The organism is Streptomyces sp. WZ-12 (genome assembly GCF_028898845.1).
In the GTDB taxonomy this organism is placed as follows: domain Bacteria; phylum Actinomycetota; class Actinomycetes; order Streptomycetales; family Streptomycetaceae; genus Streptomyces.
The window spans coordinates 75,065-90,933 of sequence record NZ_CP118575.1 but is presented as its reverse complement, the minus strand read 5'-3'; the positions used below and the strand labels follow the sequence as shown (position 1 = coordinate 90,933).

The following is a 15,869-nucleotide window of genomic DNA, read 5'->3' as shown; positions in this document are numbered from 1 at the left end:
GTTCTTGTCTATCTGATCGAGGGTCAGTCTGTCTTCTTCGTGGCTCCTCCTCGGGGGCGTTTGTTGGGCCGGTAGCTCGGGCCGTTCATGATCACCTGGTGGCTGGTGTTGATGAGCCGGTCGAGTAGGGACTCCGCGACGACGGGGTTCGGGAAGAGCGGATACCAGTCACTCGGCGCCCTGTTACTCGTCAGGATCAGCGACCGCCCTTGCCGCTCGGAAACCAGCTCGTAGAGGTCGTCGGCCTGCGTCGCGGTGAGCTGACGCATCGCGAAGTCGTCGAGGATGAGCACGTCGGGCCGGATGAACTCGCGCATGCGCTTGTCCCAGGTGCGGTCCGCGAGGACCCGGCTGGTCTTGGCGAAGCGGACGTTCGCGCCCTGCCGGATCGCGAGGTGACCAAGTGCCTGAGCGACGTGCGTCTTCCCGACGCCAACGGGTCCGAACAAAATTACGGACTCGCCGGTGTGGAGCCAGCGCAGGGCGGCGAGGTCGCGGATCTGGGCCGCGGGCAGCTTCGATGAAGCCGCGAAGTCGAACTCCTCAAGTGTAACGGCCTGCTCGAACTTTGCTCGGTGCAGGCGCCGTTGGAGCGCGACGGTCTCGCGGCGGGTGATCTCGTCCTGGCAAAGGGTCTGCAGAAACTCCAGGTGCCCGAGCTCGCCGCCGTGGGCCTGGGCGAGGCGGGCGTCGAGGGTTTCGAGCATGCCCGACAGCTTCAGCGCCCGCAGCGCGTCCCGCAGGGCGGTGTCCATGATGCTCATCTCAGGCCACCTCTCCCGCGTCGCCGTGACCCTGGTCGCCGCGGTCGCCGTTCGCGGTGCCGGGGGTCATGTCGGCCGCGAAGAGCCGCTTCGGCCCGTGCAGGAACGCGGCGGCCCCGCCGTCGCCGGTGGACTCGGGCTGCGGGTCGCTCTCGGTGCCGGCGATCAGGATGCCCTTGACGGTCCGGTAGGACGGATCGCCCACCGTGATGGCCTTCGCGCAGGCCGCCTCCAGTCGCTCGCTCCCGTACTTCTCCTTCAGGCCGAGCACTCCCTGGGCGGCGCGGAGCCGGTAGAGCGCATTGATCTCCAGCAGCTCGGCGATCAACTCGGCGCAGGACGGGCCGACTTGGGCTGCCTGCTTGCGGCACCAGACCGGGGTGCGCATATGGAAAGCGATCTTCTCGGGCGGGTAGTCGTTCTGGCCGGTGCGCTTGCCCTGCTCCAGCGCGGCGTGCGTCTTGACGAGCTGGCCGTCGTCGAAGACCTGCACCATCGTGGCGGTGGAGCGGACGTCGACCTTCTTGCCGATCAGCTTCCAGGGCACCGAGTAGAGGGTGCGGCCGACCTTGATGTGGATGTCCGGGCCGACGGTCGCCGTCGACCAGCGGGCCAGCACGAACGCGCTCGGCGGCAACGGCTGCAGCACCGGCTTCTCGACTGCCTCGAACACCGACAGTGGTGCGGCCCCGCCCAGCGGGCGGCACTGCCGCTGCCCCGCGACGTTCGTGCACCACTCGATCGCGGCGGCCTGCATCTGGTCGATAGAGGTGAATTCCCGCCCCCTCCACCACGAATCACGTATATAGGGCATAGGTCGCTCCACCCTCGGCTTGTCCTTGGGTCTCAATGCCCTCGCTGGGTCCACCAACGTGCCGTAATGCGCGGCGAGTTCGGCATAAGACCGGTTGATCTTCGGGTCGTAGAGGTCCGGCTTCTCGACGCCGGTCTTCAAGTTGTCCGGCACCAGCCGCAGCGGCGTGCCGCCGAAGAACTTGAACGCTTCGACGTGGGCCTCGCTCCAGGCGTGCTGGTCCAGGTGAAGGACGGGACGCACGAACATGTGCCGGGAGGCGGCCAGGACCATGACGAACGCCCAGATCCGGTGCCGCTTGCCCGAGCGCGGATTGATCCACTGCCCGAGGAAACCGTAGTCGATCTGGGCCTCCGAGCCCGGCTCGACCTCGTCCCGCAACACGGTGACCTGCGAGCGGCGCGATTCCTCGGGCAGCGTCGCCTTGACCCAGCGGCGCAACGAGGCGACCGACACGTTCAACTCGTGCTCGTCGCGCAGGCGTTGGTGGATCGTCGAGACGGTCACCGTCCCGAGCAGTCCCTCGATGTAGTCGCGGTGCTTGTCGATCTCGGGCCAGGTGATCTGCCGCAGCCGCTTGTCCGCGAGCTTGGGGAACCAGCCCTTGATCAGCTCGGCCCAGTCCTTCTCGGTCATGGGCGGCCCGCCGGGGGTTATCCCGGCGGCCACCGCCGGCGCCAGGTACTTCCCGATCGTCTTGCGGTCCACGCCGAGCGAGGCGGCCACCTCGCTTCGCGAGCGGCCCGCGTACCAGTGGACGTAGATCTCCGTGATGTCGACCACGCTGAACGTTCTCCTTGCCATCTGGCGCCACCTTCGACCGCGTACTTGATCGAAGGAAGCGTCCGCCTTCAGACGGCGAGGACCCTGTGACCGCGATCACGATCCCCATGGGGAATTCCGTGATCGCGGGGCTGGGAATTATGTGACGCACGGGGCGTCTGAGGTGCGGAATTTCGTGATCGCCCACAGTTCGTTCGGTCGTTGCCTGCTCGGCGTAGTACTTTTCCTCGTACTCGATCGGGCTGAGGTATCCGAGCCGTTTTTGGATGCGGCGGGGGTTGTTAGAAGCCGTCGATGTACTCGAAGAGTGCGAGGTTGGCTTCGGCCCTGGTGGTGAAGGTGCGGCCGCGGATGCCCTCGGTTTTGATCGTGGACCACAGGTTCTTGGCGAGGGCGTTGTCGAAGCTGTCGCCGATCGATCCCATAGATGCCTCAATGCCCGCTCTGAGCGGGCGTGTTGTGAGTTTGATGGACGTGTATTGACAGCCGTGATCGGCGTGGTGAATGAGTGTGCCGGGCTCGACCTCGCGGGATGCGAGCGCGTACTCCAGCACGGTGAGCACCAGGTCCGCGTCGGCGTGGGCGGAGGTCTCCCAGGCGACCACCCGGCGGGAGAAGGCGTCGCGGATCGCGGAGAGCCACAGGGGCCCCTCGCCGGTGGGGATCATGGTCAGGTCGGTGACCCACAACCGGTTCGGTGCCGGCGCGGTGAAGTCCCTGCCCACCAGGTCCGGGGCCAAGGTAGCCTTCGGATCCCGGCGCGTGAACCCCTTGCGCCGAGGGCTCACGCCCGCCAGACCGTCCTCGCGCATCAGGCGCTCGACCCGCTTGCGGCCGACGTGGACGCCCTTGCGTTTGAGGACGGCGTGTACACGGGGAGAGCCGTAGATCCCACCGGAGTCCGTGTGAATCTTGCGGATCTGCTCGGTCAGCTCGACGTCGCGACGTTTGCGCTCGCACGGTTCCCTCTCGGCTCGACGCCAGCGGTAGTAGGTGGCGGAAAGGACGGAGATCTCCCGGAGTACGGGCTCGACCCCCAGATGCGGATGCTCATCGATGAGCTCCATCACCTGGGCCGGGTCGGGTCGAGCTGGCCGGCGAAAAAAGCGCTGGCGGTCCGCAGGATCTCATTCGCGCGGCGCAGTTCCTTCACCTCCCGCCGCAACTGCGCAAGCTCTTCCTTCTCCTCGGTGGTCAGCGGGTCCTCCCGCTCACCACGGTCAGCCTCGGCCTGACGGATCCAGCCCCGCAAGGCTTCGGGATGCACACCGAGATCGACAGCCAGACGCTTGATCTGCGGCTTCGGATCCGCGGTGCAATACATCCGCACCGCACGCTCACGCAACTCCAACGGATATTTTCTCGGGGCAGCCATGCTCGAAGGTCCTCTCATGAAACCCATCTGACCCCACGTCAACTCCCTCCGCATCTCGGGGGAACCTCACAGTTCCTGTAGGGCGCGGGTCAGTTCGTCGGCGAGGTTGTTGGCGGCGGCAGGGGAGTAGTGGAGGCGCAGGCGGGGCTGGTCGAGCTTGGTGATCGCGGGCGCGATGTGCTGCTGGAGGCGAGTAGGGGGGAGGGGGGTTTGGCGGCTGGTGGCGCCGAGGACGTCGAGGAGCGCGTTTTCGACGGGGGTGAGGTCGAGGGGGGTCAGGCTCCGGCCGGTGGTGCGTGTCCAGCGGGTCTTGGAGGCGTGGACCTGGTCGGTGATGAATACCGGTCCGCTGGCGAGGTTCTGGACGGGGTTGGGGAAGTCCTTGTTGGCGGTGATCTTGGCGGCGCGCTGCCGGCTGACGTCCAAGATGGCTGCGATTTCGCTCACGCCGGACAGGTGGGGGACGGTCGGTTCGCTGTTGCGGCGGTCGAGTTGGGTCTCGGTGGTCAGTTCGAGGCCGCGCGGGCGCTATCGGGTTGTTGTGGGTGGCGTGAGGTGATCTTGATGTTGGGTCGTTGTGGGAGGGGTCGGTCGTGGGGTCCGAGGGGGCGTCGTCGTACAAGGGGTACTGCTTCCCGGCCGAGGTGATCGCTCACGCGGTGTGGCTGTATCACCGTTTTCCGCTCTCGTACCGGGAGGTCGAGGAGCTCCTCTTCGAGCGTGGCGTCGTCGTCTCGTACGAGTCGATCCGCGCCTGGTGCACCACGTTCGGCCCGGCCTACGCCAGACAACTGCGTCGCCGCCGGCCTCGCCCGGGCGACAAGTGGCACCTGGACGAGGTGTTCATCAAGGTCAACGGCCGGATGCGCTACCTCTGGCGCGCGGTGGACCAGGACGGCAACGTCCTCGACATTCTCGTCACGGACAAGCGGGACACCACGGCGGCGAAGCGGTTCTTCCGCAAGCTCCTCAAGGAGTACGCGTACCTGCCCCGCGTGATCGTCACCGACAAACTCCGCTCCTACGACGCCACCCACCGCCAGGTCATGCCCTCGGTCGAGCACCGCACCTCGAAGTACCTACTGACCTCGGCTCGTCAGGGTGATGTTGGGTCATCGAGGGTGAGGCCGGTTCCGGCGATGAAGCCGTCGAGGGTGTCGGGCCGGTACTGGAGGCGCTTGAGCCGGTTGCGGACGAGTGCCTCGAGGCGGTCCAGGGCCACGACGGCGAGGTTGGCCAGGCTGCGTTTGACGTGTGCCCACACCCACTCGACCGGGTTCAGATCGGGTGAGTAGGCCGGCAGCAGGAATACCGTCAGCCATTCCCGTTCGTCGATCAACTTCCGCATCCTGCGGGAGACATGCGTGTTCAGCCGGTCCCACACCAGGACGATCGGTGCCTTGACGAGCTGATGGGCGCCGTCGATCAGCGCGATGAAGTCGCGCTCGCTCATGCTGCGGCGCTTACCCTTGCCCGCCGGGTGGGCGATCAGCCGGTGGCACAGGCGGGTCCGCGAGCCGGGCCGCATGGCGACCAGCCCGGCCACCGACAGGCGTCCCGATCGTCGTCCGCTGACCGTCACAACCGGCGTCACACCGCGCCGGCCCCAGGTGCGTCCCCTGGGCGGCTTGCGGGTGAACCCGGCTTCGTCCTCGAAGCAGAGGTAGCCCCCGCAGGCCGCCCGGGCTCTTTTACCTCCGCCCAGGTCGCCTCCTTCCACACCTTCACGGCCTGCTCGTCGCGCTCGGCCACCCGCCGCGCGGGAACCTGCGGGGAGAAGCCGAGCCGGTGCATCAACCGGGTGGCACCCGAGACGCTGTAGGAGACGTGGAACTTCCTGCCGATCAGCGTGACCACTCGCGCCGCGGTCCACACCTGGTCCTCCACCCACCCGTGCGCGGCCGGACCCTGGTCGAGATACACGGCGAGTTTCGCCAGGCAGCGTGGCGACAGCCGGCACCGGCCGCCACCGGGCCCTCGTGAACCAAGCGCATCGGCGCCGCCCTGACGCCACAGCTGCTGCCACTGATAGGCCGACTTCACGCTCACCCGCAGCCGCCGTGCGACCTCCGGCGGCTTGATCTTCTGCTCGAACAGCTCGACCGCCTGCATCCGTACAGCCTCGCGACGCTGACGTCCCGCAGCGGTAAGCCCGCCCCCATCTGCATATCTCACACACCACGAGATACAGACAACGCGCCCGCCTCACCAGCGACTTCGCCAAAGATCACCCTGACGAGCCGAAGTCAGTAAACAACCGGGCCGAGAACAGCCAACAGCCCACCAGACAACGCGAACGCGCCATGAAGAACTTCCCCCCGTCGGAGCGGCCCAGACATCCCTTGCCTGCTTCTCCCAGATCTCCTCACACTTCCGACCCCCATGAGCCAATCACGCTCGGCCATCCCGAGATGTTGATCAGAGCCGCTCCAGAAGTCCGTTGACAACCCACCAACCGAATCCCCAGACCAGCACACCTGTCAATCCCCTCGAACTGTGGAGATCTTCTAAGCGACCAGCTCCAAGGTGGAGTTGGTGCGATGGTCGTGCTCGTAGTCGATCGGACTCTGATACCCACACACGCTGTGTAGTCGGTGCGTGTTGTAGAAGCCGGTGGTCCAGGTCGCGATCCGCAGCCGAGCCTCGGTGCGGGTGGCGAACGTGTGCCGGTGGACATACTCGACCTTGAGCACGCTGTTGAACGCCTCGCTGACGGCGTTGTCGAAACACGACCCGACGCGGCCCATGGACTGGGTCACGCCCAGGCGGCGACAGGCCCGGCGAAAGCGCCAGGAGACGTATTCGCTGCCGCGGTCGCTGTGAAAGATCACGCCCTTCACATCACCGCCGCGGGTGGCCGCGGCCATGTTCAAGGAGGCCACGACCAGTTCGGCGTCATGGCGGGCACTCATCGCGTAGCCGAGCAGTCGACGTGAGAACAGGTCGATGACGGTGGCCAGGTAGAGCTTGCCCTCACCGGTGGTGATCTCGGTCATGTCACCGCACCACACCTGGTCCGGAGCGTCCGCGGTGAAGTCCCGGCGCACGAAGTCCGGGGCCGCCGGCCGTTTGCCGGGCCGGGTCAGCCCGCGCCGGCTGCGGACCTTCCGTCCGGCCAGGCCGAGTTGGGCCATCAGACGGGCGATGGTGTTCACCGAGACCCGCCAGCCCGCGCGGACCAGGACGAGCCAGACCTTCGGGGAACCGTAGGTGCCGCCGGAGCCCTCGAAGATCCCCGTGATCGCGTCGGCCAACTGTCCGCGCCGGACCTCACGCGCGGTGGTGGGTCTGACGCGCCACTTGTAGAACCAGGACTCCGACACCCCCAGAACCTGGCAGGCCAGACGGTGCGGGACGCGGTGCTCGGTCCTCTGGTTACCGATGAACGCGGCCAGAGTGGCCGGGTCCGTCTCGGTCACTTCACCCAGAGGACCATGCATCGCTTGAGGACATCACGCTCCATCTCCAGCTCGCGTATCCGCTTGTTCTTCTCCGACATCTCCCGCCGCAGCCGCTCCAGCTCGGCGCGCTCGGCCTCGCGCATCCGTCCACCCGGCGCGGGCTCGGCCGGCCGGTCGGACGACGCCGACCCGTTGCGCCGCCACCGCGACACCCAGCTGTGCAGCGTGCCGGAGTGGACGCCGAGCTCCTCGGCGACCTCCGGGATCGACCTGCCCGTCTCGATCACAATGCGTACAGCACCCTCACGAAACTCAGGCGTGTACGTCCGTTGCTTGGACCCCATGAACCCCAACTTCCCCTGCAATCACGGACTCCACGCTACGAGGGGAGGGACAGCCCTTTCCAACCTGACGTTCCGGTCCGGCAGTTGGGCTGACAACATGGTGAGGCCCCTGGTAGATGGGTTTTCGACCAAGAGAACCGGCTCCGCCAGAGGCTTCACGTGCTTGTTTACCCGTCGGGCGTCGACGTGTCCAGCTCTGCCCTGCGCTTCCTCACCCAGCAGTTGCGACGGCATCGCCACGAAATCGGCTCGCGTTGGCGGCGCCTGAGCGCTGGCCGCCAGGCCCTGCTCACTCTCGCCCACCTGAAAGTGGGCCACACGTATGCCCAGCTCGCGGCAGGGTTCGGCGTCGGAACCACGACGGCCTACCGCGCTACGTCACCGAGACTGTCGAGCTCCTGACCATCCTCGCCCCCAGCCTTCACCGACGCGGTGCGCACCGCGTCGGTGAAGGCATATCTGATCCTGGACGGCACGCTCCTGCCGATCGACCGCATTGCCGCGGACCGCCCGTTCTACTCCGGCAAGCACAAGAAACACGGGATGAACGTGCAGGTCCTCGCTGACCCCTTCGGTCGGCTGCTGTGGGCCTCACCCGCGCTGCCTGGCGCTGTCCACGATGTCCGCGCAGCCCGTGAACACGGCATCGTCGACGCCTTGGCCGAGGTCGGGATCAAGTGCTTGGCAGACAAAGGCTACCGGGGTGCCGGCGGCACCATCCGCATCCCGTACTGGGGCCGATGGGAGACCCTTTCCGCAGGCCAGAAGGCGGTGAACCGGTCCCACGCGAAGATCCGAGCGCTCGTCGAGCAGGCCATCGCAACCCTCAAGACCTGGCGCCTTCTTCGCAAACTGCGGTGCTCGACCACTCGGATCACCAAACTCGTCCAGACCGTCCTCACCCTCCAATTGACCAGCCCAGAGTGAGGATGGAAAACGCTCACTGTGACGGAGCTCCTCGCCACCAAGGCTCCGTCCCTGACCCGAGCGCTTCGCAAAGCCAAGCCCGAGTACGTCCTGGTGGACGGCACGATCGCCGAATGCAACCGCGTCGGAGATAGCCGAGCAGACTACTCCGGCAAGGCCAGACGCCACGGAGTGAACATCCAAGCCGTCACCGATCCAACCGGCGAGGTGCTCTGGTACTCGCCCGCACTGCCCGGCCGAACAGTGGACATCACCGCGGCGCGGACCCACCACATCATCACAGTGTGTCAGCGATTGAAGATCCCGACCTTGGCGGACAAGGCATACGTAGGAGCCGGCGGAACCGTATACACACCGTTCAAACGGCACAGCGGCCGCGAGTTGACAGTGCAACAGAAGAACGTCAACCGAGCACATTCCCGTCTCCGCAGCCCTGATGAGCGAGCCTTCGCCCGACTCAAGTCCTGGCGCATCTTCCGTCGAGCCCGCTGCAGCCCCAACCGACTCACGTCAATGACCAAGGCCATCCTCACTCTGGAGCAGCACCGCTGAAGAAGCTCATTGAGATGGGGAAACAACACCCCGAACCTCAGGGCAAGTTGGTCACGAACCTCGCTCGGTATGCGCATACCACAGCAACGGCAGAAAGACCGCGAAGCAACGCGTTGATTCTTGACGAGCCCTTAACCGATCGTTCCAGGGCGTCTCACACAACGATGACAGAGAGGGGATCGCGGCGTGTGGCGCGCGTTTTGGACGAGTCGCCGACGTGAGCAACGAGTAGTGATCCAGTTGCCATGCCAGTACCCGGGGCGCACGATGGGTACGGTGATAGATACTGAGTTCTGCGGCTTCTTGGAACCGACTGTTGCGAAGCAGCCGCAGGTGAGCGGCCGAGCCTAAGATATGTGACACAGACAATGGATCGTGACTCACGACACTTCAGCAATCTGAAGTTCCGATCAGGGGCGATATCCGCAGTAGAGGAATTAAAGAGGTATATGGCTCGTAACCTCAGGGTCGCGTGACAGGCGGGTGAAATTCTCTCTCGATTCAGATGTCAATCTATGCTCCGACCTGGCCAGTACTTCAGGAGGGCCACACAGTTGACCTTTGGTCAAAATGTCGCATTCGACTTTGAGGGAGCTGCGCCAGCATTTACGTGAAGCAACTTCTTCTACAGCTAGCTCCCTGTGCGCGCAAAGGAGTGGTTAGATGGCCTCGTCATGGATGGCAAGAATTCTTGCCCTTCTGCCTGGATGTTCACGTGCCTCGGCATGCGCCTACCAATCGCCGCTTCGCGATACTAATTTTTGGGGCGAGTTCCCTGGTGATCATTTCTTTCAGATTGGAGCAGAGAACGCTTTTGTCACCTGTGCTCGTGCCATGCTCATGGAGCGTGGTGGAGCTTCCCACTGTTATCTTGATATCTTATTGCTTCGCGGTTGGTGTGCGGCAGATGTGAGAGCCTGCTGGGCCTTCCAGCAATCCCAGGGATGGGACTGCCATCACCACAGAGGCATGGATAAGGCGACCTGGCGGTTGCTGGTCAATGGTGAAGGCCAAGACATCAATGGCACCGCAGCCGGGGCATACATCTCATCTCACCCCAGTACAGGCGCGATTGCCGCCAAATCCGCTCAACCACCCGGATTCCCCGGCCGCGAAGTTTTCGGACCAAGAAGCGAAAACGTGTGGGTGTTGCTCCTGCGGCTACGGCTGGCCCACCACGGTTTTTACCCCGGTACTGGATTGGGTGATCTTGATGAGACGCATCGCGCATGCAGGTGGGACGAAGACGTACGCGCCGCCTGTACAACCTTTCAACTCGCGCAAGGGTGGCGGGGAGAGTGTGCCGACGGCTATCCTACCGAACTGACCTGGAGGCAGTTATGGAACAGCTAGCCAATCAGAGGAGCTGCGCCCTCTCGACCTTTGATGGCATCCGCCAGGAGATGCGGGCCTATCGCAGGCTAAACTCGCAAGTCTGTGCACGATTATCCACATTCTATACCGATTGCGCCACTTTCGAGAGACATTCCATAGTAATGCAAATTATGGAGGGCGGGCACTCGGAGCAGATCTCGCACGATCTTTCGCTCGCACCTTGCGTCATCTATCAGTGCAGCGAAAACCCTCCTTCGCTTTCACTGATATCCGTAGGCATCTCTGCCCGCCACGGTTCCCCTTAGCCTCGCGGCCAGGGCGAGTGGCGGAAACAGGGAGACGCAGCAGACTTAAAATCTGCCGCCCTAACGGGCATGTGGGTTCGAATCCCACCTCGCTCACTTTGTGAACTCTTCTCTCTGGCCTGTTACGGCGTCACCGTTAAGTTGGCGATAACGACTCAAAGGAGTTAAGGCTGCGGTAGAAAATACGCAGTCACGGATTTCGACGTATGCACCGACCATCCGAGTCAACCATCATTGAATGGAAGTCGGTCCCCGTGAATTGCTTCATCCCTCCAGCGCGTTTCCCTTCTATTAGAGGTCATCAGCCGCGACTGCACCAGCGGCGCAGCGGACTTAGTGGCCTACATGTGCCTGTCTTCTCACTGAGCCTGCAAAGTGATTTCGGCGATGGTCAAACGTACAAGCGGATGTCATGGCTAGAGCATGCCCTTGAACTCGAATTCACGAGCTTCACCATAGGAACTGACTCTAGTCCGCAGGGAAAGCAGTGGGAAACTGAACTCGGTCACATTTTTGCAGAATTTCGCCGTTGGCGAAGCGATATACTCATCCTGTGTCACGTAGGGCGATGCACCCACGCTGACCCTCTCAGTGGATTTGGCTCTCGAAAGCATATCTTGTCGTCTCTTGAAGGTTTCTTGTGCAGGACTGGTCTGGAATATGTAGACGTCCTTTGTGCGCACCGATATGATGCTGCTACCCCACCGGAGGAGACGGCAGGAGCGCTCGCCACTGCCGTCAATCAGGGAAAGGCGCTGTATGCAGGTCTGTCTGACTATGCTCCGAGTTCCGCCCATCACCTGGTAACGCTCCTGAAAGAGATTGGAGCAGCCCCGGTTCTGTGTCAGGCGACATATTCTCTAGGAAATCGTTGGGTAGAACACGGCCTTCTCGATATCCTTTCAGAGCACGGTCTCGGGTGTATCGCAACATCACCGCTATCTCGAATTTCAGAAGTAGGGCCGGACGGCGGAGCCCGCGTCGCTCTTTCTAGACTAGCTAAGGCTCGCGGACAAAGCATATATCAACTCGCCCTGAGTTGGGTACTGCGAGATCTTCGCGTGACATCAGTAGTCACCACTCCAGCAACTGCAACTCAACTGGATGCCATCCATGCCGTTGCCTCATCCGAGGTTACACCCGAGGAGTTGAATTTTCTCGACGCATGTTTCCCGCCCCCCACATAGCGCTGGCTTCTATTTCCCCGAAGGGATGGTGTCGAATGAAAATGAATGAGCTTCTTCAACTCGGCCACTGATTGAGTGAGGGTGGTCGGCCCGTAACGAGCAGGCTCCCCGACTGTTGGGCGAGATGTCTGACGTCTCAACCGCCTGGCCAGGGAGCCCTGTTGATCACTTATCCTGCCACACTGGACCTGCCACACGCCCTGGTGGACATGGGTGACGATGCTGATCGTCACTCGCGAGGGTGACCGCAGGTGCAAACTGCGGCCGTCACAACGCGCGATCGTGGCGCTGGTGTACCTGCGGGAGCAAACCACGTACGCCAAGCTCGCGGCCGGCTTCCGCATCAGCGAAGCACCGCCTACACTTACGTACACGGCGTGATCAAGCTCCTCGCCTCCCGGGCGTCATCCCTCACCCAGGCTCTGCGTCGGGCCCGTCCGGAATACGTTCTCGTCGACGGCACCCTCGCCGAATGCGACCGCGTCGGCGACAGCAAGGCCAAGCGACACGACGTGAATATCCAAGCTGTCACCGGACCGAGCGGTCAACTCCTGTGGTTCTCACCCGCGTTGCCCGGCCGAGTGGTGGACATCACCGCCGCCCGAACCCACCACATCATCACCATCTGTGAACGCCTGAAGATCCCCGCCCTTGCAGACAAGGCCTATCAAGGCGCCGGCGGAACCTTCTGCACACCCTTCAAACACCACCGCGGACGCGAGCTCACCACCGCACAGAAGGCCGTCAACCGTGCACACTCCCGACTACGCAGCCCCGTCGAGCAGGCCTTCGCCCACCTCAAGGCCTGGCGCATTTTCCGCCGAGCCCACTGCAGCCCCAACCACCTCACGTCAATGACCCAAGCCGTCCTCACCTTGGAGAAGCACCGCTGAAGAGGCTCAATGTGGCCTGCGGCATAGAGCTAACCGACCATCCGATGGTCTAACGGTATCTGCACTGATTTCGAGTCAGGTTCTGCAATAAGCCAAGGAGGTTTGATGCAGCCCTGGTGCCAAGTCTGTGGCAAGACGACATCGGCCACAGAGCAGCAACTATTCCTCTGTTCTTTTTGCCGGAAATTTCTGGCAAAAATACTCGAAGAGTTTCCCCTGCTGTACGTCCAGTTACACCTGGAACTTTCCTCTGGTCTTCGCCCCAGGTCGACCGAGCTTCCCGTAAATCGGACCCCTGTGAAGTATAGGACGATAGTCACGCCATTTCGGGAGAATCTGTTCGATCATACTCGGCGGTGTGTTGACGTCGTCTATGCATGGGCTACGCACGCTGCGCCAAATGCCATTTCGTCCGCACCTATGCAACCAGGCCCCTTGTTCCAGTACGCATGCCGTCTCCTTTCAGGGGATGTCCCGGCTGCCGTACAAACCCAAGAAGGCGGATTGCACGCTTTGCGCACATGGATAGCGTACATCAAGGCTCGTCGTATGGTGGATATTCCTGAAGCTCCGCGCTCATTGGATACGCCTTGTCCCGAGTGCGGTCTACGCTCCTTAGCGGAGTTGCAAGATGGCGTCATCATGTGCCGGTACTGCTCGTCACAGTACTGATCTTTGACGGCGCGTTTGATGATCTGGCCTTGTTCGGCATACCGTGTGTATGGGGATTCTAACTCGCAGGCGGTTGGGGGCAGTTGAGGCCGAGCGGCGGCGTATGCGGGCAGCTGATTTATTCGAACAAGGGATACGGCAGAGCGGGGTCGCGGGCATGCTCGGGGTGACGCCGCAGGCGGTCAGCCTGTGGCGTCGGGTCTGGGCCGAGGGCGGTCGGGAGGCTCTGCTGTCGAAGGGTCGGGCGGCAGCTCGTACTTGAGCGCCGGGCAGGAAGCGGAGCTGGAGGACTTGCTGCGGGCTGGTCCGATGGCGCACGGCTGGGAGGACCAGCGGTGGACGCTGGCGCGGATCGGCCGGCTGATCGAGGAGCGGTTCCACGTCACGTATGTCAATCCCCTGGAAACGTGGAGGACTTCCTTATGCTGCTCGGTCTTCCTGGTGCGCCCGCATCCGGGCTTCGGTGATCGTCCGTTCGAACTCCACCGGGGGCAGTCCGCCGGCGGCGCTGTGCCTGCGGCGGGTGTTGAAGAAGTCCGTGATCCATGTGGCGATCTTCAGTCGGGCCCCGGCACGGGTGGCGAAGCGGTGCCGGTGGATGTATTCGACCTTGATCGAGGAGTGGAAGGATTCGGCGGCCGCGTTGTCCAGGGCCGAGCCCACGCGCCCCATGGACTGCACCACACCCAGCCGGTCACACAGGCTGTTGTACGTCTCGCTGGTGTATTCCGACCCGCGGTCCGAGTGGAAGATCACGCCGTCCACGGCGCCACCCCGTGTCGCGGCGGCCATCTGCAGCGACACGCTGACCAGGGCTGCATCGTGCCGCTCACCCATCGCGTAGCCGAGCACCCGGCGCGAGAACGCGTCATGGACGGAGGAGAGGTAGAGCTTGCCCTCGCCCGTTTCGATCTCCGTCATATCGCCCCTCCACAACACGTCCGGGGCGATCGCGTCGAAGCGACGAAGCACCAGGTCACGGGCTGCTTTCCGCTTGCCCTGACGGGTCAGGTTCTTCCGTCGGCGCGGGGGTTTGCGGCCCTGGAGCCCGAGCTCGGCCAGCACCTGGGCGACAGTGTTCACCGAGACCTGCCAGCCCTCGGCCCACAGGTCCAGCGTGATCCTCGGCGAACCGTACGTATTCCCCGACGCGTTGAAGAAGTGGGTGACCCTCTCGGCCAAAGCCGCGCGTCTGACCTCGCGTTTCGTCGGTTCCGACGGAGGTTCCCCCGGGATGCGGAGGATGGTGACAGAGGGTCAGATGGTTCTCATGAGAGGAACATCGACCATGGCTGCCCCCAGGAAGTACTCGCTGGAGTTGCGCGAGCGTGCGGTGCGGATGTACCGGACCTCCGACCCGAAGCCCCAGATCAAGCGACTGGCTATCGAGCTCGGCGTGCATCCCGAGGCCCTGCGCGGCTGGATCCGGCAGGCCGAGGCCGATGCCGGCGAGCGGGACGACCGGCTGACCAGCGACGAACGCGTCGAACTCGCCGCGCTTCGCAAGGAGAACGCCCAGCTCAAGCGCGCGAACGAAGTTCTGCGGACGGCCTCGGCTTTTTTCGCGGCGCAACTCGACCCGACCCGGCCCAGGTGACGGGGCTCCTCGACGAGCACCCTGACCTGGGAGTCGAGTGCGTCCTGCGGGAACTGCACATCGCCTCCTCCACCTACTACCGCTGGCGCCGCGCCGAGAAGCAGCCGTGCGAGCGGCGGCGTCGCGACGTCGAGCTGACCGAGCGGATCAAGGAGATCCACACCGAGTCCGGCGGGATCTACGGCTCTCCGCGCGTGCATGCCGTGCTGAAACGCGAGGGCACACGCGTGGGCCGCAAGCGGGTCGAGCGCCTGATGCGCGAGGCCGACCTGGCGGGCATCAGCCCGCGCCGCACAGGCTTCACGCGCCGGGATCCGAAGGCCACACTCGCCCCGGACCTGGTCAACCGGGACTTCACCGCACCGGCGCCGAACCGGCTGTGGGTCACCGACCTGACGATGATCTCGACCGGCGAGGGCCCGCTGTGGCTGTCGGCGATCCGGGACGCGTTCTCCCGCCGGGTGGTGGCCTGGGAGACCTCCGCCCGCGCGGACGCCGACCTGGTCCTGACCACGCTGGAGTACGCCCTCGCGTCCCGCGAGGTCGAGCCCGGCAAGCTCATCCACCATGCCGACCACGGCTGTCAGTACACATCCATCAAGCTCACAACTCGCCTGCTGCGGGCAGGAGTTGACGCGTCCATGGGCTCCGTCGGGGACAGCCACGACAACGCCCTCGCGGAGAACCTGTGGATGCTGATCAAGACCGAGTGCGTGCGCGGCCGCGTCTTCGCCACACGTGCCGAGGCGAACCTCGCGCTCTTCGAGTACACAGACGGCTTCTATAACTCCCGCCGCACCCAGGAACGACTCGGCTTCCTCAGCCCGATCGAATTCGAGGAGAAGTACTACGCCGAGCAGGCAACGGCCGAACGAGCGAACCTGAAACCCCGTCAACCCCTCCTGACCAGCTGATCAGCG

Annotated in this window: 13 protein-coding genes, 1 tRNA gene and 5 pseudogenes; 10 read left to right on the top strand and 9 right to left on the bottom strand. The window is 63.9% G+C overall.

Annotated elements, in window-relative coordinates:
• Window positions 1-23: 23 nt before the first annotated feature.
• From istB to PV796_RS40520, 5 genes are all read right to left on the bottom strand, one after another.
• Window positions 24-764, bottom strand: coding sequence for an IS21-like element helper ATPase IstB (gene istB / locus PV796_RS40540; RefSeq protein WP_274919492.1), 741 nt, complete (start codon window positions 762-764; stop codon window positions 24-26).
• Between the two features lies 1 nt (window position 765).
• Window positions 766-2,361: an IS21 family transposase gene (istA, locus tag PV796_RS40535; protein ID WP_274919662.1), complete on the bottom strand. Its 1,596-nt coding sequence runs from the start codon at window positions 2,359-2,361 to the stop codon at window positions 766-768.
• A 281-nt stretch (window positions 2,362-2,642) separates the two neighbouring features.
• Entirely contained in the window at window positions 2,643-3,428 is a 786-nt protein-coding gene (locus PV796_RS40530) for an IS3 family transposase (RefSeq protein ID WP_274919491.1), read from the bottom strand.
• Window positions 3,428-3,736 carry a transposase gene (locus PV796_RS40525; protein WP_274919490.1) on the bottom strand — a complete coding sequence of 103 codons (309 nt, stop codon included), beginning with the start codon at window positions 3,734-3,736 and terminating at the stop codon, window positions 3,428-3,430. The genes PV796_RS40530 and PV796_RS40525 overlap by 1 nt, the downstream gene beginning before the upstream one ends.
• A gap of 66 nt (window positions 3,737-3,802) precedes the next feature.
• Complete coding sequence (locus PV796_RS40520; protein ID WP_274919489.1) at window positions 3,803-4,183, bottom strand: hypothetical protein; 381 nt, start codon at window positions 4,181-4,183, stop codon at window positions 3,803-3,805.
• Between the two features lie 146 nt (window positions 4,184-4,329).
• Between PV796_RS40520 and PV796_RS40515 the strand changes: the two are divergent.
• Window positions 4,330-4,818 (top strand): annotated as a pseudogene (locus PV796_RS40515) (IS6 family transposase); the annotation flags it as partial.
• Window positions 4,819-4,832: 14 nt separating this feature from the next.
• On the opposite strand, the gene PV796_RS42535 reads toward PV796_RS40515, so the two are convergent.
• Window positions 4,833-5,911 (bottom strand): IS630 family transposase gene (locus tag PV796_RS42535; protein ID WP_446750553.1). Its coding sequence is split into 2 segments (ribosomal slippage): window positions 4,833-5,410 and window positions 5,410-5,911, totalling 1,080 coding nucleotides; the frame shifts between segments, so codons are not numbered across the junction.
• A gap of 68 nt (window positions 5,912-5,979) precedes the next feature.
• On the opposite strand from PV796_RS42535, the pseudogene PV796_RS40500 reads away from it, so the two are divergent.
• A pseudogene (locus tag PV796_RS40500) lies at window positions 5,980-6,116 on the top strand (IS6 family transposase); the annotation flags it as partial.
• A gap of 127 nt (window positions 6,117-6,243) precedes the next feature.
• Here PV796_RS40500 and PV796_RS40495 read toward each other — a convergent pair.
• Together PV796_RS40495 and PV796_RS40490 are read right to left on the bottom strand one after the other, a co-directional pair.
• The gene (locus PV796_RS40495) at window positions 6,244-7,155 is read right to left on the bottom strand and encodes an IS3 family transposase (protein ID WP_274919488.1); all 912 of its coding nucleotides are present in this window, start codon (window positions 7,153-7,155) and stop codon (window positions 6,244-6,246) included.
• The gene (locus PV796_RS40490) at window positions 7,152-7,481 is read right to left on the bottom strand and encodes a transposase (RefSeq protein ID WP_274919487.1); all 330 of its coding nucleotides are present in this window, start codon (window positions 7,479-7,481) and stop codon (window positions 7,152-7,154) included. Before PV796_RS40490 ends, PV796_RS40495 begins: the two co-directional genes overlap by 4 nt.
• A 159-nt stretch (window positions 7,482-7,640) precedes the next feature.
• Here PV796_RS40490 and PV796_RS40485 point away from each other — a divergent pair.
• The 6 genes and pseudogenes from PV796_RS40485 (at window position 7,641) to PV796_RS42525 (ending at window position 13,614) form a co-directional block, all read left to right on the top strand.
• Window positions 7,641-8,408, top strand: a pseudogene (locus PV796_RS40485) (IS5 family transposase).
• A gap of 18 nt (window positions 8,409-8,426) precedes the next feature.
• Window positions 8,427-8,960 (top strand): annotated as a pseudogene (locus PV796_RS40480) (transposase family protein); the annotation flags it as partial.
• 1,651 nt (window positions 8,961-10,611) lie between these two features.
• Window positions 10,612-10,696, top strand: a tRNA-Leu gene (locus PV796_RS40475).
• Window positions 10,697-10,806: 110 nt separating this feature from the next.
• Window positions 10,807-11,787: an aldo/keto reductase gene (locus tag PV796_RS42530; protein WP_446750718.1), complete on the top strand. Its 981-nt coding sequence runs from the start codon at window positions 10,807-10,809 to the stop codon at window positions 11,785-11,787.
• A gap of 161 nt (window positions 11,788-11,948) precedes the next feature.
• Window positions 11,949-12,680, top strand: a pseudogene (locus PV796_RS40470) (transposase family protein).
• Between the two features lie 721 nt (window positions 12,681-13,401).
• Entirely contained in the window at window positions 13,402-13,614 is a 213-nt protein-coding gene (locus tag PV796_RS42525; protein ID WP_446750717.1) for a helix-turn-helix domain-containing protein, read from the top strand.
• A 158-nt stretch (window positions 13,615-13,772) separates the two neighbouring features.
• Here PV796_RS42525 and PV796_RS40465 read toward each other — a convergent pair whose 3' ends face one another.
• Complete coding sequence (locus PV796_RS40465; RefSeq protein ID WP_274919661.1) at window positions 13,773-14,588, bottom strand: IS3 family transposase; 816 nt, start codon at window positions 14,586-14,588, stop codon at window positions 13,773-13,775.
• Between the two features lie 52 nt (window positions 14,589-14,640).
• On the opposite strand from PV796_RS40465, the gene PV796_RS40460 reads away from it, so the two are divergent.
• Both PV796_RS40460 and PV796_RS40455 read left to right on the top strand, forming a co-directional pair.
• Window positions 14,641-14,949, top strand: a complete 309-nt coding sequence (locus PV796_RS40460) for a transposase (RefSeq protein ID WP_274919483.1) — start codon at window positions 14,641-14,643, stop codon at window positions 14,947-14,949.
• Window positions 14,946-15,863: an IS3 family transposase gene (locus PV796_RS40455; protein ID WP_274919486.1), complete on the top strand. Its 918-nt coding sequence runs from the start codon at window positions 14,946-14,948 to the stop codon at window positions 15,861-15,863. Before PV796_RS40460 ends, PV796_RS40455 begins: the two co-directional genes overlap by 4 nt.
• The last annotated feature ends 6 nt before the right edge of the window (window positions 15,864-15,869 follow it).

Bases quoted from the DNA above. Each gene is read 5' to 3' on its own strand.
- istB (WP_274919492.1), bottom strand. From the start codon at position 764: ATGAGCATCATGGACACCGCCCTGCGGGACGCGCTGCGGGCGCTGAAG.
- PV796_RS40530 (WP_274919491.1), bottom strand. From the start codon at position 3,428: ATGGAGCTCATCGATGAGCATCCGCATCTGGGGGTCGAGCCCGTACTC.
- PV796_RS40525 (WP_274919490.1), bottom strand. From the start codon at position 3,736: ATGGCTGCCCCGAGAAAATATCCGTTGGAGTTGCGTGAGCGTGCGGTG.
- PV796_RS40490 (WP_274919487.1), bottom strand. From the start codon at position 7,481: ATGGGGTCCAAGCAACGGACGTACACGCCTGAGTTTCGTGAGGGTGCT.
- PV796_RS42530 (WP_446750718.1), top strand. From the start codon at position 10,807: ATGCACCGACCATCCGAGTCAACCATCATTGAATGGAAGTCGGTCCCC.
- PV796_RS42525 (WP_446750717.1), top strand. From the start codon at position 13,402: ATGGGGATTCTAACTCGCAGGCGGTTGGGGGCAGTTGAGGCCGAGCGG.
- PV796_RS40460 (WP_274919483.1), top strand. From the start codon at position 14,641: ATGGCTGCCCCCAGGAAGTACTCGCTGGAGTTGCGCGAGCGTGCGGTG.